The sequence below is a fragment of the Vagococcus sp. AM17-17 genome (assembly GCF_003471765.1).
GTDB lineage: Bacteria > Bacillota > Bacilli > Lactobacillales > Vagococcaceae > Vagococcus > Vagococcus teuberi.
The window spans coordinates 1-25,425 of the sequence record NZ_QRJY01000009.1; the positions used below are offsets into that span (position 1 = coordinate 1).

Annotated in this window: 26 protein-coding genes and 1 pseudogene; 22 read left to right on the top strand and 5 right to left on the bottom strand. The window is 32.5% G+C overall.

Annotated elements, in window-relative coordinates:
- Nucleotides 1–662: 662 nt before the first annotated feature.
- The 4 genes from DW196_RS08840 (at nucleotide 663) to DW196_RS08860 (ending at nucleotide 4,891) form a co-directional block, all read left to right on the top strand.
- Nucleotides 663–1,415 (top strand): ABC transporter ATP-binding protein, encoded by a 753-nt coding sequence (locus tag DW196_RS08840; protein ID WP_118250991.1) that lies wholly within the window; start codon nucleotides 663–665, stop codon nucleotides 1,413–1,415.
- A gap of 17 nt (nucleotides 1,416–1,432) precedes the next feature.
- On the top strand, nucleotides 1,433–3,241 hold the full coding sequence (locus DW196_RS08845) for an FtsX-like permease family protein (protein WP_118250992.1): 1,809 nt from the start codon (nucleotides 1,433–1,435) through the stop codon (nucleotides 3,239–3,241).
- Nucleotides 3,242–3,577: 336 nt separating this feature from the next.
- Nucleotides 3,578–3,967 carry a DUF1093 domain-containing protein gene (locus tag DW196_RS08855; protein ID WP_071456068.1) on the top strand — a complete coding sequence of 130 codons (390 nt, stop codon included), beginning with the start codon at nucleotides 3,578–3,580 and terminating at the stop codon, nucleotides 3,965–3,967.
- A 198-nt stretch (nucleotides 3,968–4,165) separates the two neighbouring features.
- Nucleotides 4,166–4,891, top strand: a complete 726-nt coding sequence (locus tag DW196_RS08860; protein ID WP_233541946.1) for a TraX family protein — start codon at nucleotides 4,166–4,168, stop codon at nucleotides 4,889–4,891.
- A 261-nt stretch (nucleotides 4,892–5,152) separates the two neighbouring features.
- On the opposite strand, the pseudogene DW196_RS11605 reads toward DW196_RS08860, so the two are convergent.
- A pseudogene (locus DW196_RS11605) lies at nucleotides 5,153–5,637 on the bottom strand (DDE-type integrase/transposase/recombinase); the annotation flags it as partial.
- A gap of 212 nt (nucleotides 5,638–5,849) precedes the next feature.
- On the opposite strand from DW196_RS11605, the gene amaP reads away from it, so the two are divergent.
- The 18 genes from amaP (at nucleotide 5,850) to DW196_RS08955 (ending at nucleotide 22,582) form a co-directional block, all read left to right on the top strand.
- Nucleotides 5,850–6,410 carry an alkaline shock response membrane anchor protein AmaP gene (amaP, locus tag DW196_RS08870; RefSeq protein ID WP_158563558.1) on the top strand — a complete coding sequence of 187 codons (561 nt, stop codon included), beginning with the start codon at nucleotides 5,850–5,852 and terminating at the stop codon, nucleotides 6,408–6,410.
- Between the two features lie 30 nt (nucleotides 6,411–6,440).
- Complete coding sequence (locus tag DW196_RS08875; protein ID WP_233541947.1) at nucleotides 6,441–6,596, top strand: DUF2273 domain-containing protein; 156 nt, start codon at nucleotides 6,441–6,443, stop codon at nucleotides 6,594–6,596.
- A gap of 40 nt (nucleotides 6,597–6,636) precedes the next feature.
- The gene (locus tag DW196_RS08880) at nucleotides 6,637–7,218 is read left to right on the top strand and encodes an Asp23/Gls24 family envelope stress response protein (RefSeq protein ID WP_118250996.1); all 582 of its coding nucleotides are present in this window, start codon (nucleotides 6,637–6,639) and stop codon (nucleotides 7,216–7,218) included.
- Between the two features lie 76 nt (nucleotides 7,219–7,294).
- Nucleotides 7,295–7,492, top strand: a complete 198-nt coding sequence (locus DW196_RS08885; protein ID WP_118250997.1) for a CsbD family protein — start codon at nucleotides 7,295–7,297, stop codon at nucleotides 7,490–7,492.
- Nucleotides 7,493–8,166: 674 nt separating this feature from the next.
- Complete coding sequence (kduI, locus tag DW196_RS08890; protein WP_118251024.1) at nucleotides 8,167–8,997, top strand: 5-dehydro-4-deoxy-D-glucuronate isomerase; 831 nt, start codon at nucleotides 8,167–8,169, stop codon at nucleotides 8,995–8,997.
- Between the two features lie 14 nt (nucleotides 8,998–9,011).
- Nucleotides 9,012–9,803 carry a gluconate 5-dehydrogenase gene (locus DW196_RS08895; RefSeq protein ID WP_071456076.1) on the top strand — a complete coding sequence of 264 codons (792 nt, stop codon included), beginning with the start codon at nucleotides 9,012–9,014 and terminating at the stop codon, nucleotides 9,801–9,803.
- Nucleotides 9,804–9,872: 69 nt separating this feature from the next.
- Nucleotides 9,873–11,060, top strand: coding sequence for a sugar MFS transporter (locus DW196_RS08900; RefSeq protein WP_118250998.1), 1,188 nt, complete (start codon nucleotides 9,873–9,875; stop codon nucleotides 11,058–11,060).
- Entirely contained in the window at nucleotides 11,060–11,707 is a 648-nt protein-coding gene (locus tag DW196_RS08905) for a bifunctional 4-hydroxy-2-oxoglutarate aldolase/2-dehydro-3-deoxy-phosphogluconate aldolase (RefSeq protein WP_118250999.1), read from the top strand. The genes DW196_RS08900 and DW196_RS08905 overlap by 1 nt, the downstream gene beginning before the upstream one ends.
- A 1-nt stretch (nucleotide 11,708) precedes the next feature.
- Entirely contained in the window at nucleotides 11,709–12,722 is a 1,014-nt protein-coding gene (locus DW196_RS08910; RefSeq protein ID WP_118251000.1) for a sugar kinase, read from the top strand.
- A 16-nt stretch (nucleotides 12,723–12,738) separates the two neighbouring features.
- Nucleotides 12,739–13,545 (top strand): hypothetical protein, encoded by an 807-nt coding sequence (locus tag DW196_RS08915; RefSeq protein WP_118251001.1) that lies wholly within the window; start codon nucleotides 12,739–12,741, stop codon nucleotides 13,543–13,545.
- Between the two features lie 109 nt (nucleotides 13,546–13,654).
- Nucleotides 13,655–16,411: a sigma 54-interacting transcriptional regulator gene (locus DW196_RS08920; RefSeq protein ID WP_158563559.1), complete on the top strand. Its 2,757-nt coding sequence runs from the start codon at nucleotides 13,655–13,657 to the stop codon at nucleotides 16,409–16,411.
- 131 nt (nucleotides 16,412–16,542) lie between these two features.
- A complete protein-coding gene (locus DW196_RS08925; protein WP_118251003.1) occupies nucleotides 16,543–17,721 on the top strand; it encodes a glycoside hydrolase family 88 protein in 1,179 nt (392 codons plus the stop codon).
- Nucleotides 17,722–17,733: 12 nt separating this feature from the next.
- Nucleotides 17,734–18,234: a PTS sugar transporter subunit IIB gene (locus DW196_RS08930; protein WP_071456083.1), complete on the top strand. Its 501-nt coding sequence runs from the start codon at nucleotides 17,734–17,736 to the stop codon at nucleotides 18,232–18,234.
- 18 nt (nucleotides 18,235–18,252) lie between these two features.
- The gene (locus DW196_RS08935) at nucleotides 18,253–19,032 is read left to right on the top strand and encodes a PTS sugar transporter subunit IIC (protein ID WP_079346282.1); all 780 of its coding nucleotides are present in this window, start codon (nucleotides 18,253–18,255) and stop codon (nucleotides 19,030–19,032) included.
- Complete coding sequence (locus DW196_RS08940) at nucleotides 19,022–19,837, top strand: PTS system mannose/fructose/sorbose family transporter subunit IID (RefSeq protein ID WP_079346280.1); 816 nt, start codon at nucleotides 19,022–19,024, stop codon at nucleotides 19,835–19,837. Before DW196_RS08935 ends, DW196_RS08940 begins: the two co-directional genes overlap by 11 nt.
- A gap of 15 nt (nucleotides 19,838–19,852) precedes the next feature.
- Nucleotides 19,853–20,305 carry a PTS sugar transporter subunit IIA gene (locus DW196_RS08945; protein ID WP_158563560.1) on the top strand — a complete coding sequence of 151 codons (453 nt, stop codon included), beginning with the start codon at nucleotides 19,853–19,855 and terminating at the stop codon, nucleotides 20,303–20,305.
- 3 nt (nucleotides 20,306–20,308) lie between these two features.
- Entirely contained in the window at nucleotides 20,309–20,584 is a 276-nt protein-coding gene (yajC, locus tag DW196_RS08950; RefSeq protein WP_118251005.1) for a preprotein translocase subunit YajC, read from the top strand.
- A 72-nt stretch (nucleotides 20,585–20,656) separates the two neighbouring features.
- Nucleotides 20,657–22,582 carry a heparinase II/III family protein gene (locus DW196_RS08955; RefSeq protein WP_118251006.1) on the top strand — a complete coding sequence of 642 codons (1,926 nt, stop codon included), beginning with the start codon at nucleotides 20,657–20,659 and terminating at the stop codon, nucleotides 22,580–22,582.
- A gap of 19 nt (nucleotides 22,583–22,601) precedes the next feature.
- On the opposite strand, the gene DW196_RS08960 is transcribed toward DW196_RS08955, so the two are convergent.
- The 4 genes from DW196_RS08960 to DW196_RS08970 all read right to left on the bottom strand — a co-directional run bounded on the left by DW196_RS08960 (nucleotide 22,602) and on the right by DW196_RS08970 (nucleotide 25,399).
- Nucleotides 22,602–23,339 carry an FUSC family protein gene (locus DW196_RS08960; protein WP_118251007.1) on the bottom strand — a complete coding sequence of 246 codons (738 nt, stop codon included), beginning with the start codon at nucleotides 23,337–23,339 and terminating at the stop codon, nucleotides 22,602–22,604.
- Complete coding sequence (locus DW196_RS11270; RefSeq protein ID WP_147408682.1) at nucleotides 23,284–23,670, bottom strand: hypothetical protein; 387 nt, start codon at nucleotides 23,668–23,670, stop codon at nucleotides 23,284–23,286. The genes DW196_RS08960 and DW196_RS11270 overlap by 56 nt, the downstream gene beginning before the upstream one ends.
- 129 nt (nucleotides 23,671–23,799) lie before the next feature.
- Complete coding sequence (locus tag DW196_RS08965) at nucleotides 23,800–24,609, bottom strand: PTS system mannose/fructose/sorbose family transporter subunit IID (RefSeq protein ID WP_118251008.1); 810 nt, start codon at nucleotides 24,607–24,609, stop codon at nucleotides 23,800–23,802.
- Complete coding sequence (locus DW196_RS08970) at nucleotides 24,596–25,399, bottom strand: PTS sugar transporter subunit IIC (RefSeq protein ID WP_079346272.1); 804 nt, start codon at nucleotides 25,397–25,399, stop codon at nucleotides 24,596–24,598. The genes DW196_RS08965 and DW196_RS08970 overlap by 14 nt, the downstream gene beginning before the upstream one ends.
- Between the last annotated feature and the right edge of the window lie 26 nt (nucleotides 25,400–25,425).

Consider the following 25,425-nt stretch of genomic DNA (forward strand, 5'->3'; position numbering starts at 1 on the left):
TGATAGATATCTGAAACAACATATTTTACTTGTTTCCTATTAGCTAAAGAGAATCCATTAACATAATTCTCAATTTTTGGTAATCTTCGATTTGTTTTTCGCAATTTCATTCTAACGGATATCACATGTTTTTGTGTGCAAAAAAACTGCCGGTAACTTTTGTTACCAACAGTAGAAATTATAGAGCCTTTAGTGAAGATAGTCCCTCATCAAAAGATTTGTAAACATATTGATAGTATGTTTTGCTCGTTTCAATTGTTTCGCAACGTATATTCCTTTTTTATTTTGATGGTAATAAGATTCTATCAAAACTAGTTCGTTTGTAGTAAGATGTACATAGGTCATTTGTGATCACTCTCCTTGTTTTCTTTGATTAGAAAGACAATTTGAGTGTATCATAAATGTTTTTTTAGTTATCTAGCTTAATTTTACAATCGGCGTTTTAAAAAAATAATTAATGATTCTGACTAAAAAACTGCTTGTATTTCTATTTATTTTAAATTATAAAGCTTTTTATATGAAAAAATCTCTTGTATTCACCTTAAACTACGTTGTTTTAAATAAATCATACTAAAGTACTATATATTATTTTTTTTATTTAGTGTAAGGTCTATATATATCTTTGGTTTTATTATTTAAATCTAACTTTAAGGGGAATGTATATGGCATTAGTAGTAAGTGTAAAAAATTTAAAAAAAGTATATGGAAAAAACAATGAAAAACAAACAACTGCTTTAAACGATGTAACGTTTGATGTAGAAGAAGGGGAATTCATTGGGATTATGGGAGCATCTGGTTCAGGAAAATCAACCTTATTAAACATTTTGTCCACTCTTGATAAACCAACTAACGGTGACGTAAAAATAGCTGGTGAAGACGTTATGAAACTAAGAGGAGATAAATTAGCTGATTTTAGAGGACAAAAGATTGGGTTTATTTTTCAAGATTTCAATTTATTAGAAACCATGACTGCTTCAGAAAATATTGCGATTCCTCTATCATTACAAAATTTAAAGCCTAAAATCATTAAAAATAAAATAAATACTGTAGCACATCATTTGGGAATTAGTGACATTTTAGACAAATACCCTACTGCTTTGTCTGGCGGGCAAAAACAGCGTGTCGCTGCAGCGAGAGCACTAGTCACTGATCCTAACATTTTATTAGCAGATGAGCCAACAGGTGCTTTGGATTCTAAAAGTGCAAAAGATTTGCTCGATATGATGAATGAGCTAAATTATGAGGATAATGTATCAGTTTTGATGGTAACGCATGATCCATTCTCGGCTAGCTACTGTAAACGTATTTTATTTATAAAAGATGGTGTAATACACCAAGAATTAAATCGTGAAGAAAAATCACGCGATGAATTTTACCGAGAAATTTTAGTCTCTTTAGGTAATTTAGAGCAATAGAAAGGAAAGAAAAAACGATGATTTGGAAATTATCTATGACAGGTATAAAGAGTCGATTACGAGATTATATGATTCTCTTCTCGGGTTTAATTATTGCCTCAGCTATTTTTTACATGTTTCAAAGTCTTGCAACAAATAAAGCTTTTTTAGAAGGAAATACCAGTATCAGTATGGCAACGATGATTTTTCAACTAGGAACTATTTTATTAACTATTATTACAATTGTATACATACTCTACGCCAATTCTTTTTTGATGACATTACGACAAAGAACGTATGCCATGCTCATGATGTTAGGTGCAAAAACTAAAAAAATTGCTCAAATAATCTTTTTAGAGACATTTATTATAGGATTATCTGCTACATTAATCGGTATTTTAGTAGGCGTGTGTCTTACTTATGTTGTTAATTATTTTTTAATGAGTCAATTAGATATAGTGGTTACAGGATTTTCACCATTTAACTTACTAGCTATTGTTTGGACACTTTCAATCTTTAGTATTTTATTTATCATAACATCACTTATTAATTCGAGTTCTGTTATGAGTAAACAAATTTTACAATTATTAAACGAACAATCAACTACGAAAAAATTAGTGAGACGTCCAATTCTCTCTATACTTGAAGCAATATTTGGATCTTTAAGTTTAGCTCTTGGATATTATATGTTGGATAATATTCAAACATATAAATTATTTTCAATCGAGGTAGCACTTGTCACTATAGTAATAGGAAGTTATTGCTTGTTTCATGCGATTGCTATTGTTGTTTTGAGTTTAATGAAAAATATTGATTCCATATCAATGAAAAAACTAACAAACTTTACACTATCACAATTAACTTTTAGAATTAGGGAATACACTCAAATTTTAACAATGGTGTCTATCTTATTTGCACTAGCGATGGGGGCTATTACCGTTGGTCTGGCATTTAGATCTCAGCCAATTAAAATAGCTAATAATAGTGAAACATATGACTTGGTATTAAATAATTCAGATAAAATAAATCAAAAACAAATAAATGATTTAGATATAAATTTTGATGCAAAATATAGTCAAAAAGAAGATTCGAATACTTTATATTATAATTCAGATGAATTTAATAAGCAGCCATTACAAGATAAAAATATAGATAGTCAAAAAATTAATGAATATACTGGAAATCAATTAAAGGAAAATCAAGATGGGATTACCATTTTAAAAAAATATATGACACCTGACCAAAGAAATAAAGAGATAAAATTTGTCTCTAATGAGGAGTTTAACATACTAAATCTACCTAAGACAAACCTAGAACTAATCAAAGTAGTTAACTTTAAAGACAGTTTGCCACAAATCAAAAAATTAGTTTTAGAAAATAATCGTAATAACCCAAGTATGAATTCGAATAATGAAATGGATAACGTATCACAAAAATATGAAACATATCAAACAATAAATTCTATCTCTGCTGGATTTCAATTTATGGGATTCTTTTTAGGATTAGCATTTTTAACGATGTTAGCAAGTTGTTTAATGTTTAAAATTTTATCATCTGCTAATACTGATAAAGCACGTTTCCAAATGTTACGTAAAATAGGAACTAGACAATCACTTCTAAAAAAAGCAGTTATACAAGAAATAGGTGTTTTATTCTTTTTACCTGGAATTTTAGGTATTATCCATGTACTGTTTGGTTTACAAATGTTCAAAGAGTTTATAAGTAATCCATACGAAGGAATTTGGATACCTTTTTCTATATTTATATTTTTATATACTATTTATTATGTATTAACCGTAGTTTTATATAGCAGTATCGTTATACCTAAAGAATTAGATGATTATTAAAAAAATATAGATCAATCAAATATATTTTTTTATTAGAAAATACTACACGGTATTATGTAATATCGGTAAGAAATGGGGAGAATTCAATGAATGCTAACTATGTAGATAATCCTTTAGTTATTTTAGGAGTCTTTATATTTTTAATAGGTGTTTTTCTGTTTGTTTTTGGTAGGAAGTGGTTCCTTTTTCGTTTGTTATTGGGTGACATTTCCATGATCTCTCAGATGTTTTATGGAACTATCCTATCTATCATAGGATTAATACTCTTATATATGTCTGGAAGGTTTAATTAATTTAAAAAAATATTTTATATGAATTATAAAGGAGCGATATTTTATGATAAAAAAAGTTATTTTAAGTGTATTACTAGTAGTAATGGTATTTGTAGGATATAAAGGTTATAAATATTATGCTGAAACATATAAAAGTGAAGTTGCTTACGCCAAAGTTTCAGATAAAATTCCAGAAATAAAAGATGCAACATATCAAGATGGAAGTGTAGTTGCTGGAAGCAAAACTTACAGCTATGATTTTGATTTTGTTAAAGAAGATGGAAGTGTACAAAAAATGGAATACGATTTAACTGGAGAGAGTGATCAATTAAAACCACTAACACCTGGTTCATATGTAAAAGCTGAAATAAGTAAAAAACGTGTTACTAAAGGACCTAACGAGATATCAGAAACTAAAATTCCCAAAAATGTATTAAATAAATTACACAAATAACAAGAGTGTGAGTTAATTTTGTTTATTTGGTAGATGAAAAACCTATTATTTAATCTAAATAATAGGTTTAAATTTGTATTTACTACTAAATTTGTTATATATTACACTTATGATTTTTTAGGAGGAATTAATTTGAATAATATTTTAAAGACTAAGAGGTTATCCATTTTTGATATTAAAATTATAGGTATTATACTGATGTTTATTGATCATATACATCAAATGTTTGTACCATTTGGTATTCCAAACTGGGTAGATTGGTTTGGAAGACCAGTAGCAACTCTGTTCTTTTTTGTTAGTGTTGTTGGTTTTTCTCATACCAAAAGTAAAAAAAGATACATGCTAAGACTTTATATTTCAATGATTTTAATGTCTTTCCTTACATTCTTTTTGGAAAAAATTGTACACTATGATCAAGTGGTTTTAATAAATAATATCTTTAGAGATTTATTTATCGGAACTTTAATGATGGCGGGGATAGATTTAATCACTTCTGGAAAGAAACATAAGAATGTATTAAACATATTGTGTGGCTTTTTATTGATTTTATTACCATTTATTTCTTCTATTCTAGTAAGTATTGCTTTATCTAATCCAACCATTTTACAAAATCCTAGTATCATGACATTCATTATGGCATTTATGCCTGCAATATTTTTAGCTGAGAATGGTATTATGGTGTTATTGATACCGTTGTTATATATTTTTAGAAATAATCGAAACATACAAATTTTGATAATTATAATAGCAGCGTTATTCTATTTATTTATGGGGTCTATACAATGGATTATGATATTTGCTATTATACCTATTATGATGTACAACGGACAAAAAGGTAAAGGGATGAAGTACTTCTTCTATATCTTCTATCCTGCACACATTGTTTTACTTTATCTAATATCTGCTTTTTTATATAATCATTAACATTTCAGTTCACGAAACTTAAACAAAATAAGGAAATTAAAAGACTGTTAGATGTATTAATATACTAGCAGTCTTTTTTGATTAAATTTAACCTTTTTATCATCGTTCAAAAAATAAATAGTATTTGAACCTCTCATGATAGAAGTCACGAGAGGTTCAAGGAGATTCATTATCTGTAGAAAATCTAACTAATAACATTTTGTAACATAATTAGACTACTTTCTAATTTTAGTCTATTAACACAATTTAGTGTACAGCCTATTTATGTAGTGCCGAAACAACCTCAAATCCTTTAATCGTTACTGCAACAGTATAAAATGACTCACTATTTAATCAAGAATCCTCTTTGCCTTTAGTTCTTTAATTACCTTGAGTGAAGAAGCATAGTTATCCGTCACAATGGAACTTGGCTGACCATAATCTCGAATGATTCGCTTCATAAAAGCTTTAGTAGAGACTGTATCGCGATGATTTCGCAACCACATATCTAGAGTGTTTCTATTTGAATCAATTGCACGATAATGGTAATAATGCTTCCCTTTCATCTTGACATCCGTCTCATCAATTTTCCAGGGATCACTAAACTTTTTACTTCTATTTCTTTTTTTCCAAATATAATACAATAATTTACCATGTAATAAATCGTTGTTTGTCTAATTTTAATGCTGTATTTTATCTATTATAATGGAGCAATCACGATAACTTAAAGAAAAATAGTAGTATCAGCCAACGACTTCAATAATAATTCGATAGTCGTTTTATTTTCCCTCGAAATGTTTCTTCATCATCGTTCCTCCAGTAATGCTAGTTAAAGTTATTATACCGAAAAATAATCCTGAATTAAACTGTATAACACATTGATCATCTTCATCGTAATTATCATTTAAATTACTTTTTTTTTTTTTTTAAATATAGTACAATTAATTAAACGATTACATTTCGAAAGAAGGTGAGTAGTTTGAAAACTAGTATAAAAATATTCTTGACTATTCTCATTTTGACTTTAATTATTCCTTTATTTTCTGCTATTACTATCTCACAATATGCTGTTAGTTTACCTTTCTCTTTGATTAAAATTCAAAACTATCCATATTTTAATACCTATCTATCAAGTGTTATTTTTTGGTTAAGTATTTTTTGGATTTGTGTATCTTTGGTCTCCATAGTCATTCTTCTTTTTATCCCTGTTAAAAAGAACCAAATAAAAATTAAAGAAAGTTCTGGATATCTATCAGTTCAAAACAAAGCAATTGATAATTTTATCTTAAATATTTTAAAAAATGAGCCTTTTTTAGAAGATCCGAAAGTAACATCTATTCTTAAAAAAAATAAAATTATCGTTAATATAGAAGCCAATATTAACGAATCCACTAATGACTTAGTTAAGAGAAAAGAAAGTATTTCAAAGACTATTGAACATAGGTTGCTTACCCTGTTTGGCATAGAGGAAAATATGACAGTCCGAGTAAATTTTCAGAACTATAAATCTAGCGATTCTAATAAAAGTCGAGTTATTTAAAAAGGGGGGATAACTTTGTTAAAAGAACTTTTGAACCATTATAAACTTACTGTTTTATTTGGTATTATAGGGCTATTAATTAGTTTATCAATTATAATAGTCGGTTTTTTTAAAACATTATTTGTCCTAATATTTACATTACTTGGATGTTATATCGGGTTTTATTTACAATCTAAAATTTTTTAGGTTGATTAATATAATTAATAAAATATAGGGAGGAATTACAATGAGTAATAAAAATGAAGACAAAAAAGGGAAAACAACAGATACTAAAGGACAGACTCAAAATAAAACAATAAAAGGAAATTTGACGTTTGATGATAAAGTGATACAAAAAATAATAGGTATTGCTTTGGAAGAAATTGATGGATTATTAACTGTTGATGGCGGTTTTTTATCTAATTTAGCAGGAAAAATTGTCAATACAGATGATGTTACATCGGGTATTGATGTAGAAGTTGGTAAAGAACAAGTCGCTGTCGATTTAGATATTGTTTGTGAATACGGTCGAAATATGAATAACGTTTATGATAGCATAAAAGAAATTACTTCTAGAGAAATCAAAAAGATGACAGGTCTAAGTGTTGTAGAGGTAAATGTAAATGTTGTGGATGTAAAATCCAAAGAACAATATGAAGAAGATAATACAACAGTACAAGATAAGTTATCAGAAGCTGCAGAAAATACGAGTAATTTTATTTCTAAAAAGACAGATAACGTAAAAGAAACTGCTTCAGATGTTGGAGATAAATTAAGCGATCAAGTATCAAATGTTCAGGATAATGTTATGGGTTCAAGAGTAAAGTAGATGGTTAACCTCAGTAGGTAGTAAGAATTAGAAAATAGTATAACAGTGTTGTAATTAAGAATAGGAGGTTATTATAATGACGAATAATGGAAAAATAGATAAAGTAGTTGGCAAAGTAAAAGAAACTACTGGTGATGTTACAAACAATGAAGAATTAAAAGGTGAAGGCGTTTTAAAACAAGTTGAAGGTAAAATTAAAGAAGTTAGTTCTGATATAAAAGACAAAACAGAAGAAGTTGTTGGTGACGTTAAAGAAAAGTTTGATAACAAATAAATTAAAGCTAAGCAGAAGTATCAACAAATTGACATTGTTTGTGTTGCAAAGTTAAAACAATAGATAGATACATTCCGATTCTATGTAATGGTCTATGCTGTTTAAAGCATATGTTCAATTTCATCCCATGGAGAAATAGGCTGACTCAAAAGTAACTTTTTAAATAAAAATCACTTAACTATCAAAATAAAAAGTCCCATGAAATCAACGTTGTAATTAACGGATTTCATGGGACTTTTTCTATTCTAATACTTTTGGTGCAGCTCCTTCTGAGTTCATTCATACTTTTCAACTACCTATAGCCAGTTAATTTTCTTATGTTTATTGCAATTAATGCAAAACCTAACTCATTAACTACCTTGTCTTTTCATCTAACAGAGAAATGAGTGAACAACAAATTAGTGTTCAGATTTCTAATGGCTAGTTCTACATCAATTTTCTTTGTTTATAAATTTTGCCTGTTTTCTTTTATGTACCATTGTTTATCTGTTAAAGCAGAAGAATTAGCCATTTTGTATATCTTTTTTCTATTTATATTAGTACAAAGAGTTCATGAATATATATTCTTGATGAAAAGGGTTGCATTTTTTTGAGGAAGTCGCTATAATCAGTTTATAGATTTCTTAATAAGAAATGTTATTTCCGAATAAGAAAAGGGGTAATTTAGCATGAAGATGGAAACAAGGTACGGAAGCAGTCCAGAGATGATTCGTCATTTTTCAACAGAACAACTAAGAGATGAGTTTTTAGTTGAAAAGTTATTTGTCCCAGGAGAAGTATTACTAACTTACACACATAATGATCGTATGATTTTTGGGGGTGTAACACCAACTAATGAAACATTAGAAATTAGACTATCAACTGAATTAGGTGTTGATTATTTTCTAGAGCGTCGTGAATTAGGCGTGATTAATATTGGTGGCCCTGGTTCAATCATTATCAATGGTACAGAAGAACCTATGAAGAAACAAGATGGTTACTATATAGGTAAAGAAACAAAACAAGTACAGTTCAAATCAGATGATGCAAGTAATCCAGCGAAATTCTATTGTGTATCAGTACCAGCACATAAAATTTACCCAAATGTGAAAATCAGCATTGATAATATCACACCGATGGAAACTGGTGAATCAACAACATTAAACAAACGTAAAATCTATCAATATATTCATCCAAACGTTTGTGAAAGCTGTCAATTGCAAATGGGATACACTATCTTAGCAGAAGGTTCATCATGGAACACTATGCCATGTCACACACATGAGCGTCGTATGGAAACTTATCTATACTTTGATATGGATCCAGATACAAAAGTTTTCCATTTTATGGGTAAACCAGATGAAACAAAACATTTAGTAATGGGTAACGAACAAGCAACTATTTCACCAAGTTGGTCAATCCATACAGGTGTGGGAACGGCAGATTATACATTTATCTGGGCAATGTGTGGCGAAAACATCACATATGGTGACATGGATATGGTCGCTATGGATGACTTAAAATAATAGGGGTGTAAACTATGACAAAATTTTCAATGGATTCATTTAGATTAGATGGCAAAGTGGCTTTAGTAACTGGCGGGATTTATGGTATTGGTTTTGGTATCGCTCAAGCCTTACATGAAGCAGGCGCAACGATTGTTTATAACAGTATTAGTGAAGAATCAGTGGCTCAAGGTGCTGAAAACTATAAAGCAGCAGGAATTGATGCAAAAGGTTATGTGTTTGATGTAACAGATGAATCAGCAGTGAATGCAGCAGTTAAACAAATAGAAGAAGAGGTTGGAACAATTGATATCCTAGTAAATAATGCTGGAATCATTAAACGTATGCCAATGTTAGATATGTCAGTAGAGGACTTTAGACAAGTTATTGATATTGACTTAAATGGTCCATTTATTATGTCGAAAGCTGTGTTACCGGGCATGATTGAAAAAGGTCATGGAAAAATTATTAACATTTGCTCAATGATGAGTGAATTAGGACGTGAAACAGTTAGTGCTTATGCAGCTGCTAAAGGCGGACTAAAAATGTTAACGAAAAATATTTGTGCCGAGTTTGGTGAACATAATATTCAATGTAATGGAATTGGCCCTGGTTATATTGCAACACCTCAAACAGCCCCATTACGTGAAGAAGGTCATCCATTTAATGACTTTATTATTGCCAAAACACCAGCTGCACGTTGGGGAACGGTTGAAGATTTACAAGGATCAGCAGTTTTCTTAGCATCTAAAGCATCTGATTTTGTTAATGGACACATTTTATATGTAGACGGTGGAATTTTAGCGTATATAGGAAAACAACCTTAATCACGCGAGTAGCACGATTCTCGTGCTACTTTTTTATTTTAAATAGAAAGATGGTAGAGAGTAGAAAAAATGTCGTTTTATAAACAATTAAATGCAGTAGATAAATATATTTTATGGTGTTGTTTCTTTATATTTTTTGTTAATGGATTGTACTCAATGGTATTTGGTTCGATTTTACCGTTATTGAGTGACGCTTATTCATTAAACGAAACAGTCAGTGGGATGTTGTTATCAAGTCATCAGGCTGGGAATTTGATTGCAAGTTTTGTGGCCGGAATATTACCGCTGTATTATGGCCGAAAAAAATCGATTTTGTTTTTAAGTAGTTTTGTAATTATTGGTTTTTTATTAATAATTGGTGTAGGAACACCGTGGATACTTTTATGTGCTTTTTTCTTTACCGGAATTAGTCGAGGAAGTATTTCAAATTTTAACAATAAGACGGTCAATGATATTACAGATAGTAACCCTTCAGCATTAAATTTTTTACATAGTTTATTTGCAATCGGGGCGTTATTGTCGCCATTTTTAGTGATTCTATTCGGTCAGTTATTTGGTTTAAATGGATGGCGTTGGTTATTAGTAGGAATTATAGGATTGATTGTAGTCTCTCAAATGATGTTTTTTAATATGCCAATTGAAGGAGATATCTTAGCGAAAGATCAAACAACTAAAGAAAAAGATTATTCGTTTTTTAAAGATTCACTGTTTTGGAATACGATTATCATTATCTTTTTCTATCTGTGTGCAGAATCTGCTATCACAGGCTGGTTGGTGACATATTTTATTCAGTCTGATTTATTAACTATCCAACAATCTCAAATGATTTCGTCGTTATTATGGGTAGGAATTTTAATTGGTCGATTAGGTTGTGTTTTCTTAGGTAGTCGCCTGTCACGGGGAACATTGATTACTCTTATTAGTATTGGTAGTGGCATTTTTTATGGGCTATTACTTGCAAGTAACAGTGTCACCATGATTTTAGTATCAGTATTAGGTTTAGGTATTTCAATGGGTGGGATTTATCCAACAGCTATGACAATAGCAGGCTCATCCATTAAAAAACATCCAATGTCACTAGGTTGGATATTAGTGATTGGTGGATTAGGTGGTATCACCATGCCAATCGTTACAGGGTATCTTGCTCAAACATTTACCATATTCTGGGGCATGGTAGCCATTATATTGGCCATCTTTATGATGTTATTAGGTGTCTTTTGGTACCAATTTGTTAATCAAAGAAAAGAGGAAATTTGATGAAAAAAGTACAAGTATTATCAAAATTACAACAATGTGGGTTAGTAGCCGTGATTCGTGGAAACTCAAAAGAAGATGGTGTTAATATTTCAAAAGCAACAGTTGCAGGTAATATTAAAGCTATTGAAGTGGCGTATACGACACCAAATGCGAGTGGTGTGATTGAAGAATTAGTACAAGAATACAAAGAAGATGATTCGGTTGTAATTGGTGCTGGTACCGTTTTGGATGTGACGACAGCTAGATTAGCTATTTTATCAGGTGCCGATTTTATCGTGAGTCCATCATTTGATGCCGATGTAGCTCAAATATGTAATTTGTATCAGATACCTTATTTACCGGGATGTATGTCTATTACTGAAATTAATACAGCATTAACTTATGGAGTTGATATTATTAAAGTGTTTCCTGGAGATATTGTGGGACCACGCTTTATTAAAGACGTGAAAGGGCCACTTCCTCATGTGAATTTAATGCCAACTGGTGGTGTGAGTTTAGATAACATGCAAGAATGGTTTGATAATGGTGTGCTTGCAGTTGGAATTGGCAGCAATTTAACTAAAGGATTAACTGGAGATAATTATGACGTGGTGACTGAGAATGCTCAGACTTACGTGAAAAAACTAAATGAAATAAGAGGGAACTAGCATGGGAAAAGTTGTCACATTAGGTGAAATATTAATTCGTTATTCAACTGAAAAAGGTCAACACTTAGAAGATAGTTCACGACTTTTTTTCCATTATGGTGGAAGTGAAGCCAATGTGAGTATTGGTCTAAGTGGGTTATCTCATGATGTGTCACTTTTGTCGGTGGTTCCCAAAAACCCATTAGGTCAAGGAGCATTACAGCATTTTCGTAAATATGGTGTGGCTACCTCAGATGTTTATTATTCTGGAGACAGACTAGGTGCTTATTTTGTTGAAGTAGGAGCAGGTCCTAGAGCAACTAGTGTGGTATATGACAGAAAGCACTCAAGTTTAGCAGAACTAACAGAAACGATGTGGGCAGATGATACGATATTTGACGGAGTAGACTTGTTCCATGTGTCTGGTATCACACCTGCTTTAAGTGAGGATCTAGTGACTATAACATGTGATTTGATGAAACGAGCAAAAGAACGAGGGGTAACAGTTTCTTTTGACAGTAATTATCGTGCAAAATTATGGTCGTTAGAAAAAGCCACAGATGTTTATAAAAAAATCTTACCATTTGTTGATATTTTTTCTGCAGGTAAATTAGATGCCATTAATTTACTTGGTGTCACACCGCTTGAGGACGCAGCTTCAACTGTCGATGAATTGACTTATTATAGTCAAAAAATGCAAGAGATGTATCCAAATATTTCAGTGATTTATTCGACAACACGTGACGTGGTATCAACTGATGAAAACTATATTCAAGGTAATTTGTGGCACGATGGTCAGCTGTATCAATCAAGAAATTTCCATATACCATATATTGTTGACCGAATTGGCGGGGGAGATGCATTTTCTTCTGGCATGCTACATGGGTTACTCACACAAGATGACCCACAACACAGCATAGAATTTGCTACGGGTATGTCTGTATTAAAGCATACCTATTCAGGAGATTCGCTATATATTTCAAAAGACGAAGTCGAGCAGTTTATCAATAGTGATTCAAGTAAAATAAATCGTTAATCGAAAGGATGAGAACATGTTAACTTTATCGTTAAAAAATAAAGAAACCATAAAACAAGAACATTCTAGAGAAGGTGAGACGTACTTAGTTTTTAAGAATTATCCCTATCAATTAGGAGATTATTTTGAGTTGACTTTAAGTGAACCAAATCAACTAGTTTGGGTACAGATGGATGCAGCGATTGAGCCTAGTTTGATTTATGTAGAGGGTACCAAGTGGCACTATCAAGTGATTTTAGATGAAAAGTTAGGTTTAGCTTATTCGCCAAACGTGTTTAAAGGAACTAGACATTTTGTTAAAGCGTGGTTACCGACAATAGATGAAATCAACGCCTACAGAAATTTAGCTAAAAATCCGCACGATCAAAAAGATGATTCGAAAGGTTATCCTCATGCCTATGCAAATGTGGAAACACGTAATGACTCAACATTCTTTGCTAGAAATGCTATTGATGGAATTGTCGCAAATGAAAATCATGGGTCATACCCATATCAATCATGGGGAATTAATCAACGAGCGGATGCGCAAATTACGATTGATTTCGCACGCGAAGTATTAATTGATAAAGTAGCACTTGTCTTACGTGGAGATTATCCACATGATAGTTACTGGACACGTGTGACTTTAGAGTTATCGACAGGAGATGAGTATGTGCTTGACACAACGAATGCTCTTGATCGTCAGTTCTTTGATATTCCATCAACTGTTGTGACGAGTGTGACATTAAAAAATCTCATCAAACATGAGGATGACTCACCGTTTCCAGCGTTAACACAAATTGAAGTATTTGGAAAAGAATATAGCCAAGAGTTTGATTTATAATTTACAAATAGATTGAGATGAACTATAATTTTTTTACCAAAGCTTATATCCGCAAGATATTTATCTTGTGGATTTTTTAACTAGAAAGTCAGAGTATAGGATGATACGGATGAATAAAGTGAATTATTTACTGCTTTTAGAACAAGGATTTGAATTAGTCGATACATTAAATGAAGAATCATGTGACTTTGCAACAACTCATCATATATCTGAGGTGACAGGGAAGAAAACAAATATTGTTAATCACCATCTAAACAACTTGTTTAAAGAAGGTGAATTAATCAAAATTAATTCTAAACCAGTCTATTATTTGCCAAAACAATTGGTCTCAGATTTTTTAAATCAAGAATTATCTAAATCTGTTTATGACTCTTTTGAGGAATTATTGGCAGATAAAACCGATGTCTTTGATCAGTTGATTGGCAGTCAAAGTAGTTTGAATCATGTGATTAAGCAAGGAAAAATTGCTTTAAGTTATCCACCAAAAGGAATGCCGTTTCTTTTAACTGGGCCAACAGGTTCTGGGAAAACATATTTAGTTAAGCGCTTTTATGATTATGCGAAACAAATGGATTTATTAGATGAAACAGCACCTTTAATTACATTTAACTGTGCAGAATATGCAGATAATCCAGAATTATTATCTTCTAAATTATTTGGGCACAAAAAGGGAAGTTTCACAGGGGCTGATGAGGATAGTAAGGGGCTATTAGCATTAGCTGATAAAGGTGTGTTATTCATAGATGAAGTCCATCGTTTAACACCAGAAAATCAAGAAAAATTGTTTTATTTTATTGATGAGGGAAAATACAAGCCAGTAGGAGAAAATGAAATATGGTCACATGCAGATGTGAGATTAATGTTTGCGACAACCGAAACATTGGATGATTACTTGCTGGATACATTCACAAGACGTATTCCGATAGTAGCAAAAGTGCCGTCACTAGAAAGTCGTGGTATTAGAGAAAAACGTGAATTCTTGTATCATTTTTTTAGACAAGAAGCTTTGTTACTGAAAAAAGATATTTTAATTGAAGATGCGTTGTTTCATTTTTTATTAGCTTATAAATTTGTTGGAAACGTAGGAGAATTACAAAATTTAATCCGTTACATTTGTGGTAATGCCTTTGTTCGTCAAGGGTTAGGGGAAGAATTAACGGTTTCGATTAGTGATTTACCTGATAATATGAAAAAAGAAGCATTTCGAGCAATTGATTTAACGCCAAAAGATAAAATAAAAATCACCCCAACTGGGACGGTCATTGACCCAAGTTATCGGTCTATTGCGACGTTTTTTGATGTATTATACGGAGAGCTTGATAGCATTGGCAAACAATATTTGAGAGAAGAACTCAATTCGCATTACTGGATTAATGTGTCGTTTGAAAAAATAGAGGAACAGTTTAAATCAATTAATAACCGGGCGTTGATAGACAAGCCATTAAAAATCAAGTTAGTATCCATGATTGATGAGGTTTGTCGTGTGATGTATGAAACGCACCAAATTGAAGTATTGCCAGAAACACGTGACATTTTATTATTATTTATCGAGCTGTTGTTAGCTAGAGAATCAGACAGTGAGTATGCAGTCGATAGAGTAAAACAGTACAATCAATTGTTTAAAGAAAAGCTAGAGTATGTTACGAATACCGTTGATTTATTTGTTTATTTGTTTAAAGAGATGTCAAATATCGGCCATATTGAATTAAATGAGTGGGACTATTTGATTTTAAATATGATTTTTACTTATTATCGTCGTTTGAAACATAAAGAACAAATCAATGGTGTGATAATTTGCCATGGAAAAAGCACGGCATCTAGTCTAGCGGAAACAACGAACGCTATGATTGGTCAAAAGGTGTATCAAGGAATTGATATGTCATTAGATGTGAGTTTTAATGAGATTATCGTGAAGCTGCAACGTTACCTTTCCTTACATGAAACAGCCAATGGCACGATTATATTGATTGATATTGGTCATACGCACGACTTAAAAGAAGCGCTCGAGCATCGTGTGGACGGATCAATTGTGATTATCAACAATGTCTCAACTCAACTAGCACTAGATGTTGGTTTTAGAATTGTGAATAATGAACATATTGAAATGATTGGAAAAGAATCTTCTCGTCAGCATTTTTCAACCTACTCTATGTTCCAACCAGATAAGAAAAAAGTCCCAGCATTAATTATTTCGTGCCAATCAGGTATGGGGACAGCTAAGAAATTACAAGAAGTCATTTCTGAAAATTTACCTAAAAATACGCCAATTCAACTTGTTTTATCCGATTATGCACATCTGAAAAAAATGAAAACCAATACTACGATGTTTAATCGTTATGATATTATCGGTATTTTAGGCACTGCTGATCCGCAAGTTGACGGTGTGAAATATATTGGGATTGATGATGTGGTATCTGAAGATGGGTACAAGCATTTGGCAAACATATTTGAGCTGTATTTGGCCCCATTAGACATTCAACATTTGAATAATGGTGTTATGAAAACTTTGTCATTAGAGAATTTGGTTACGATGTTAAGTATTTTAAATCCAGAAAAAACCATTGAGTTAATTTCAGCGATGATTGATTATTGGGAACAAGCTTTTGATATAAAAATTCCGAATAATCTAAAGACAGCATTATATATTCATATCAGTTGTATGATTGAGCGTGTGATTACTAGAGAGTATGTTCAAAACACTTTAATGGATGAAGAAGAGTTTAGTAAAAATCACTCCTATTTTATAAATGTTATTAAACAAGGGTTGGAAAAGTTTGAGTCAGTCTATCATGTCTCAGTTGATTTAGGGGAAATATCCTACTTGCATCAATTGTTTCAAGCAAATCTAATTGGATTTACTTTTTAATAAAGTAAATCCGATTTTTTTGGTTACACATCCAATGTTTCGTTTTTAAAACGTTATCAATAAAGCGTTTTAAAAAATTGGCACGATACTTGCTATATATAAAGTGAGACTAATAAAGGAGAGAAGTGGCGATGATAAAAGAAGATTTATTAAATGCACAACGTTATTATGGATCAGGATTATTATCTAAAAAAGACATCACAGGTGCATTAGATCATGCAGTGGCTTTAGTAGATGAGAACATTAAAAAATTTGGTGAAACCTATCCAAGTCCTGCTACTAAAAATGGTTTTTATGAGAAAATGAAAAATATCGAGTGGACAAATGGTTTTTGGACGGGGATGTTATGGCTAGCTTATGAATACACTAGTGACGAAAAATATCGTCAATTAGCTGACAAACATGTCACCGATTTTTTACATCGTATTGAAGAAAAAATAGAAGTTGATCATCATGATTTAGGGTTTCTTTACATCCCGTCTTGTGTGAGCGCATACAAATTAACAGGAAATGAAGAAGCTAAAAAAGCTAGCATTTTAGCAGCAGACCAACTGATTTCTAGATACCAAGAAAAAGGTGAATTCATTCAAGCTTGGGGCGAGTTAGGTGCAGAAGATAATTACCGTTTAATCGTTGATTGCATGTTAAACATCCCACTTCTTTACTGGGCATCAGAAGAAACGGGAGATATGACGTATTCAGATATTGCGGACAAGCACTATCAAACAACATTAAAAACAGCGATTCGAGAAAATGCTTCAAGTTTCCATACATTCTACTTCGACCCTAAAACAGGTGAACCATTAAAAGGCGTGACTCGTCAAGGGTATTCAGACGATTCAAGTTGGGCACGAGGACAAGCATGGATTGTGTATGGTATGGCACTTCAATATTATCAAACACACAATGATTACATTGTAGAGGACTTCAAAGCTGTTACAAACTATTTATTAAATCGTTTACCAGAGGATTTAGTTCCATATTGGGATTTAATCTTTACTGATGGCAGTGGTCAATCAAGAGATTCTTCATCTGGAGCGATTGCGGTATGTGGCATGAATGAAATGTTGAAATACTTGCCAGAATCAGATGAATTGGCAATGACGTATCGTTACGCTTCTCATGCGATGTTGGGTAGTTTGATTAAAAATTATACTTACACAGACTTAGAAAAAGAAAATGGCTTATTAACTCATGGTGTTTACTCATGGCATTCAGGAAAAGGTGTGGATGAAGCGAACATTTGGGGAGACTATTTCTACATGGAAGCCTTACTTCGTTTTTATAAAGATTGGACATTATACTGGTAGGAGGAAAAAACAATGACAGAACCAAACATTAAAATGGTGCGAATCGACGAACGCTTGATTCACGGACAAGGACAATTATGGATTAATTCATTAGGGGCAAATTTAGTCATCGTGGCTAATGACGAGGTATCTACAAGTAGCATCCAACAAACATTGATGAAATCATTGATTTCTAAATCAATCGGAATGCGTTTTTTCAGTATTGAAGAAACATGCGACAAGATTCATAAAGCATCACCTAAACAATCGATTTTCCTAGTAGCTAAAAATCCTAAAGATGTTTTACGTTTAGTTGAAGGAGGCATACCAATCAAAGAATTAAATGTTGGGAACATTCACTTTGCAGAAGGTAAAAAACAATTAACTAATTACATTTCACTTGGTGAAGAGGATTTAGCTGCCTTGAAAACATTACACAATGAACACGGGGTACATTTCAACACACAAACAACACCAATGGGCGGCGACGCTGGTGGTGGGTTAGATTTAAACAAATACGTCGAAGAAAATTAATCGTTGGAGGTAAAATAAATGGATGCAACATTCGTACAGGCATTATTAGTAGGGTTATTTGTTTCATTTTGTTTAATCGGTCAGTTAATTGGTATTTATACTAACCGTGCAATCTTTTTATCATTTGGTGTCGGACTTATTTTAGGTGATGTTCAAACGGGGTTATTAATGGGAGCGACAGCTGAATTAGCCTTTATGGGATTTGGTGTTGGGGCTGGAGGAACTGTTCCACCTAACCCAATCGGACCAGGTGTTGTTGGGACTATTATGGCAATTGCTTTAAAAGATACAGGAATGGACGTGCCAACAGCATTGTCTTTATCATTCCCATTTGCTGTGATGATTCAATTTGTGATTACATTTATCTATTCATTAAATGCCGGATCACTTTCTTGGGCAACAAAATCTATCCAAGAAGGAAACTACAAATCATTTAAATTAACATCAAACTTAACATTTATCGGTTTTGGGGTATTTGGTTTTATCATTGGTTTAGTTGCGACAATGAGTATTGAAGTATTACGTGCTTTTGTTAATATTATTCCTCAAGCACTTATTTCAGGATTATCTGTTGCAGGTGGCTTGTTACCAGCTATTGGTTTTGCGATGATTTTAAACGTTATGGTGAAAAAAGAATTCATTCCAGCTATTTTATTAGGTTATGTGTGTATTTCTTATTTAGCAATGCCAGTTATTGGGTTAGCCTTTGCCGGCGCAATCTTAGCATTAAACAACTTCTATAACAAAGGTAATGGGCAAGCAGACGAACAAGAGGAGGTAATCGAAGATGGCATCTAACCAACAACCAGTATTAACAAAAAAAGATTATTTTAAAGCAAGTTTACGTTCATACGTGTTACAAAATGGATTTAACTATGGAAATTATCAAGGAACAGGATATGCGAATATTCTTTTTCCTTCTCTTAGAAAAATTTACAAAGATGACGAAGAAAAATTAAAAGACGTTACCATTTCTAACTTAGAGTTTTATAACACAAACCCTCAGTTAGTTCCATTTATTACAAGCATGCAATTAGCCATGTATGATAGTGGTCAAAATGAAGAAGACACACGTGCCATTAAATTTGCGTTGATGGGACCTTTATCAGGGATTGGGGATTCATTATCTCAATTTGGATTAGCACCATTGTTCTCAACAATTGCAGCAGGTATGGCATTAGATGGCTTAATAGCTGGTCCTATCTTCTTCATCGTGTGTATGTTTGGTATCACATTTGGTTTACGTATGTTGATGGGTTACTTAGGTTATAAACTAGGAACAAATGTCATTGATACATTGAGTGAAAAAATGGCAAGTATCGCAAAAATTGCGACAACAATTGGTGTAACGGTTATCTCAGGATTATCCGTATCATTTGTTAAAGCTAATTTGGCACTTGAATATGTGACAAAAGTTGAAGGAAAAGATCAAGTTGTGGCACTTCAAACAGTGTTTGATAAAATCGCACCAAATCTTTTACCAGTTTTAGTTACAGCAGGGGTATATGTATTAATCAGAAAATACAAATGGTCAACATACCGTTTGATTGCATTGCTTATTGTGTTAGGTATCGCTTTATCAATGCTAGGAATCTTAAAATAGTAGGGTGGAATGAAAATGTTTAAAGTATGCATAGTAGGTCATGGGAATTTCTCGTCAGGTGTTTGTTCAGCCTTAAAATTATTATCAGGAAGTAATGAACAGTTACACTATTTTGATTTAGATCACAATTTAACTCATGGAGAGTACGAACAACAATTAACAGCCTTTTTAATAGAAAATGACAATGTCTTGATTTTTGCTGATATGACAGGGGGCGCACCTCATCAAATCGCAACACGTTTGTTATTAGAACTAGGTAAAAAAAATCAATTCATCTTATCTAGTGTGTCCTTAAATCTAATTTTAGATTTATACATGAAAAACAGCATGGGTATTTTAACGACAGATAATGTTTCTGTTGAGTTATCAAATAGTATGGCTGAAAGCAAAGAAATGTTGATGGTAATGCCTGATATTTCTGAAGAAAAAGTGGATGATGTATCGGTTACTGCAGAAGAAGGTATCTAAAACATGAAAACAGTCGGGATTATCTTACTCATACTGCTTGTCATACTTTATGTCGTTGTTTTACCCCTTGCAAAGAAAAAATATCAACAAAAGCAATTAGTCGATATGCAATCTTTTTTAAATGAATTATCAGTTGGTGACCAAGTCATGATGAATAGTGGGATTATTGGAAAAATTAGTCGAATTGACGAACATATTGTTCATCTAAAAATAGCTGAAGATACCATTATACGAGTGGATAAACACTCTCTCATTGGTCGATACAACGAAGAAAAATAATCAAGCAAAGAAGTCACGATAACTCTATTATATAGATGAACGTGGCTTCTTTTTGTTAGAGGAGACGAGATAATGAAGAGGACATTTTTTAATAAACAAGAGGCAAATATCATGTTGATGCATGAGAATAGTCAGTTATTACTAGAAAACAAATTTCAATTTATTCACCCATATGATATGGAACCTTGTCGTGACATTATTGCGTTTGTTGATGGCATTGACTGGACACATGTCCCATTTGAAGATGAAGAGTGGAATTATATGCTTAATCGTCAAGAATATTTACTAGATTTGTGTCTGAGTTTTGATATTTCTGGTGATATTTGTTATCTACAAAAAGGAAAAGACTTAGTATTAGACTGGATTACTAAAAATCAAACGACCGAAAATTGGCGAACCATTGATACAGGAATTCGTTTGATGTATTGGGAGATTATGATTCGCTATTTGGACCAAGAATTGTTACTCAGGGTGTCTGATAATGAAAAAATAAAACAGAGTATCTATCAACAATTAAACTATTTGGATGATGCCTATATCGAGAAGTATGATTTGAGTAATTGGGGAATATTGATTGTTGCTGGATTTTTTATCATTTCTCATCGTGTGGGTGACATGTGTGAGTCAAGTGTGTACCAACGCATGATACGTCGTTTAACACATCAATTACACCTACAAATCCAACCATCTGGTAATCACTGGGAACAGTCGCCATTATATTTTATGGAAGTGCTACGAAGTATTGTGTGTACCCACCAAAGTGACGTACTAAAAGATTATCCCGTACAAACATTATTAGAAGAAAAGATTTTGTCTATGTATCATTTTATGCCACATTTTGTGACACCAGAAGGGACGACTATTCTACAAGGGGACACAGATGAGATGAGAATAGATGATGTGATGCAAACTTTATCGCTACTCTACCAACAATCTTTGCCGCCGCTTTTTGCCAATCATGTAACGGTTGATTATTTACTTCTTTACTTTAGTCACCGCGAGATAGATTATTCAACATGGGAAAAAAATATAACTCAGTGTGTAGATGAGGAATTTCCTAAGATAATGACGGATCATTTCACAGGAAATTATTATTACCATGATGATTGGCATTCTACGTCATCTTACGCCCATTTATACAATGGCCCATTAGGGAGCGGGCATGGGCATCTTAGTTTATGCCACATTGATGTCACACTTGGTGGTGATAATATCTTGGTAGATAACGGACGTTTAACTTACGTCGAGTCACCGCTTAGATATTTATTAAAAGAAGCACCGCAACACAATACCGTTGTGATAAATAGTCATCCATTTGGTGAGGTCGTGGATTCATGGGGATTTGAAGCTGTTCCAACAAGTTTATCTAACCGTGTCTATGAAGATGATCGTTTTTGGGCCGTAAGAAGTGCGTACATCGATACTCAAGTTAATGGAGATTTTAAAGTCGTGCGGACAGTATTATACATAAAAGAATTAGATAGTTTTATCATTTTAGATCAGGTTGTTGATATAGGAGAGAATGCATTTTCTAATATGACGCGCTATTTTAATTTAAATCCAAAGATAAAAGCACGACAAGAACAGGATTATGTTAGCTTGGATATAAAAAAAAAGCGATATTATGCCTATTTCAGTGAAGAATCAATGCATGTAGAAGAAAGTTTTTTTGCCCCAACATACAATGATTTAGTTGTTAATGAAAAAATTGTGGCAACAAGTAGTCAACCAACTCAATATACTGTTCTGACTAAATACAGTAATGCTGTAGTCAAAGAAACCACAGTACAAAAAACTGATAATAAGTTATGCTCAGAGGAAAAATGTTACGGAATGGCAATCACAATAGATGGACAAGAGTGGTTGATTTATTCGATGATTGAAGATACTTATTCAGGCCACAAATTATATAAAATAGATGGACATCCAGTCTATGGACAATTCGGTGTTGTGAAAATAGATAGAAACAATGAAGAGAATTATATGAGATTGTTTTAAAAATCAAGTCACCACTTTACTATGCTTTAATCCGTAAAGTGGTGGTTTTTAGTATTGTTTTTTTTGAAATAGATAGCCCGTAATCAAATAAATACATGAGTATTAACACAATGAAGACACCGATAAGAGTAGTAAGTAAACGGTAAGGTACGATTAATAGGTTGACAGAGGTAGAGTTCAAGGTACTTAATAATAAGATTTGTGGATTAGTAAAAAAATTGGCGATGGCATAATTTCTTGGTATGAAAAATACAACACCAATATTTAGTAACACAACCGATAAATAGATAATGATTTTTGGTAAATGTAAGTTAATTAAAATAACACCTAGTACTAAACCGACAACACTACCAATCAATCTTTGGTGGGAACGGATTTTGATATCGTCCATGTTTTCTCCACCTAAAATAGCGACAGAAGTAATTAAAATCCAATAGCCGTTTTGCTCATTAAACAGAGTTGAAAGGTAAGCTGAACAGAAAATGATAGAAGAAAAATGCAATGCTTTTAATATAATATCAGGGTCTTTATAGATCATAATATAATACTTGTCTTGTACACTCAGTTTATTATTAGTTTTTACTTGTTGGTTTAATGGTAATTTTAATAATAACGAAATAATGATACCAGAAATAATAGCTCCTAAAATACCGTATAATAAATAATGACTTGTTTGTAATGCATTATGAGTATTCTTTAAGTTAGTTCCTGTAGCAAATAACATTAAAATAAAAAAAGTAATCAGGTTTTGGAACATTAAATAATTTCGTTGTAATAAAACAGATAAAAGAGATGTTGCTTATTAAGAAGGGAATCATTTCCGTTTTATAACTAGATAGTATGCCTAGTGTAAATGCTAAGTACAAGCTAACACCGTGTCCTAATATATAAATAAAATTTTGTTGAACCGATGTATATTGAAAATACAAATAAGAGAAGGTCCCCATAATGCCAATTGTCGCAATCAAAGTATTATCTAATGCGATAGCAAATAAAAGTGTGATAAACATGGCTAATTCAGCTCCTAAAGGACGGAGAAAGGAATCGTTTGTTTTTCTTGTGTTAAATAGATGTTTAAAGTACGTCATTAAAACACTCCTTTTCAAGGTTATATTATAGCAGAATAATTTTCAGTTTATGTGTAGAAGATATTATTAGAGAAGACAAAAAAACCATCAGACTATTTTAAAAATAGCTTGATGGTTAGATTTTAATAATTAAGCTAAAATACCAAATGCACTAAGCGCAATTGAAAGGATTAAGATAATCCAGATAACGCGTGTAGAATTTAGTTTCTTTTGACCAAGCATCCAGTAAGTTAATATAACTAGTAAAACTGGAACTAAGGCAGGTAAGATAGAATCAAGTGTATCTTGGATAACTAATTCAACACCATTTTTCTTATAAACCATAGGCACACTAGCTTTGATAACTGAAGGAATCAAGGCGCCAATAACTGTTACCCCTAAGATAGTCGCAGCATTTGTAAAAGCAGCTAATTTGTCTTTTAATGTTGTAACTAATTTAACCCCTTGTTTGTATCCCATTGGAAGTAGTGCAGCACGACCAAATAATAAAGCAATATTTGCAACTATCCAGATAAGACAGCCAACGACTGATCCATTTTGTGCAAGCGTTCCAGCGATAGAACCAAATACTGTTCCCCAGATTACGTGGAAGAGTGAATCCCCAACGCCGGCTAATGAGCCCATTAAGGCCGTTTTAAGACCAACGATAGTATCTTTAGCAGCATAGCCATCTTGTTCTTCAATCGCAACATCAATCCCCATGATTAAGTTACCGAAAATTGCATTAGTATTGAAGAATTGGTTGTGAGTTTTCATCATATCTTTAAATTGTTCTTCATCATCACCATAGAATTTTTGAAGTGCTGGCATGATTCCGTATAAATATCCAGAACTCATCATACGTTCGTAGTTCCAGTTTAACTGACTTCCTAAAATATAGCGCCAGCTCATTGTTGTTAAATCTTTTTTAGTTAATTGTTTGCTATTACTCATCTCCATCAAATCCTCCTTCTAAACTAGTAGAGTTGTTTGCCACAGCGGCTTCTCCAACAGACCCTTTAGTTGAATCGCGTTTGAAAACTAAAATAGCTGCAACAAGTCCGATGATAGTTACTCCTAACATAGGTACTTGCAAGTATGCTACAAAGAAGAAACCTAATAATAAGAAAGGAATGTATTGTTTTGTTGGTAAGTATCGTAAAAGAATCGCAACCCCGACTACAGGTAGTACGCCACCGGCAGTTTTAAGTCCATTCATTAACCATTCAGGAATCGCATTTGTGATAGCAATAACGGCATTATCACCAATTAAAAGCATTAGTAAAATTGGGATCGCACGTGAGAATCCCCATAAGAATGATCCGGAAAGAACTAAACGAGAGATTTTTTTCACTTGTAAGTTATCAATCGCGTTATCAATTTTATGTAGTAAAAACACGTTACAAAAACGAGCGATAACATCTAGTTGTAACATCAACAGTGACACGGGAACTGCAAGCCCGATGCCATATTCGGCACCTTTACCTGAAATAATCGCAAATGCCGTACCTAGTACAGCTCCGGTGAAATAATCGGGAACAGATGCTCCACCAAAAGCGGCAATCCCTAAACGCATCAATTGAAGTGTCCCGCCAACCATTAAACCAGTTGTTAAATCTCCCATAATAAGACCAGAAATCATACCAGCAATTGCAGGTTGAGTTAATGTGTTTGAAATAAGAGAGTCATTAATAGCAATAAATGCATAAATCGTAATTAATATAATTTGAAATGTTCCTAAACTGTGCATAATTATCCTCCTTGTAAAGCATTATT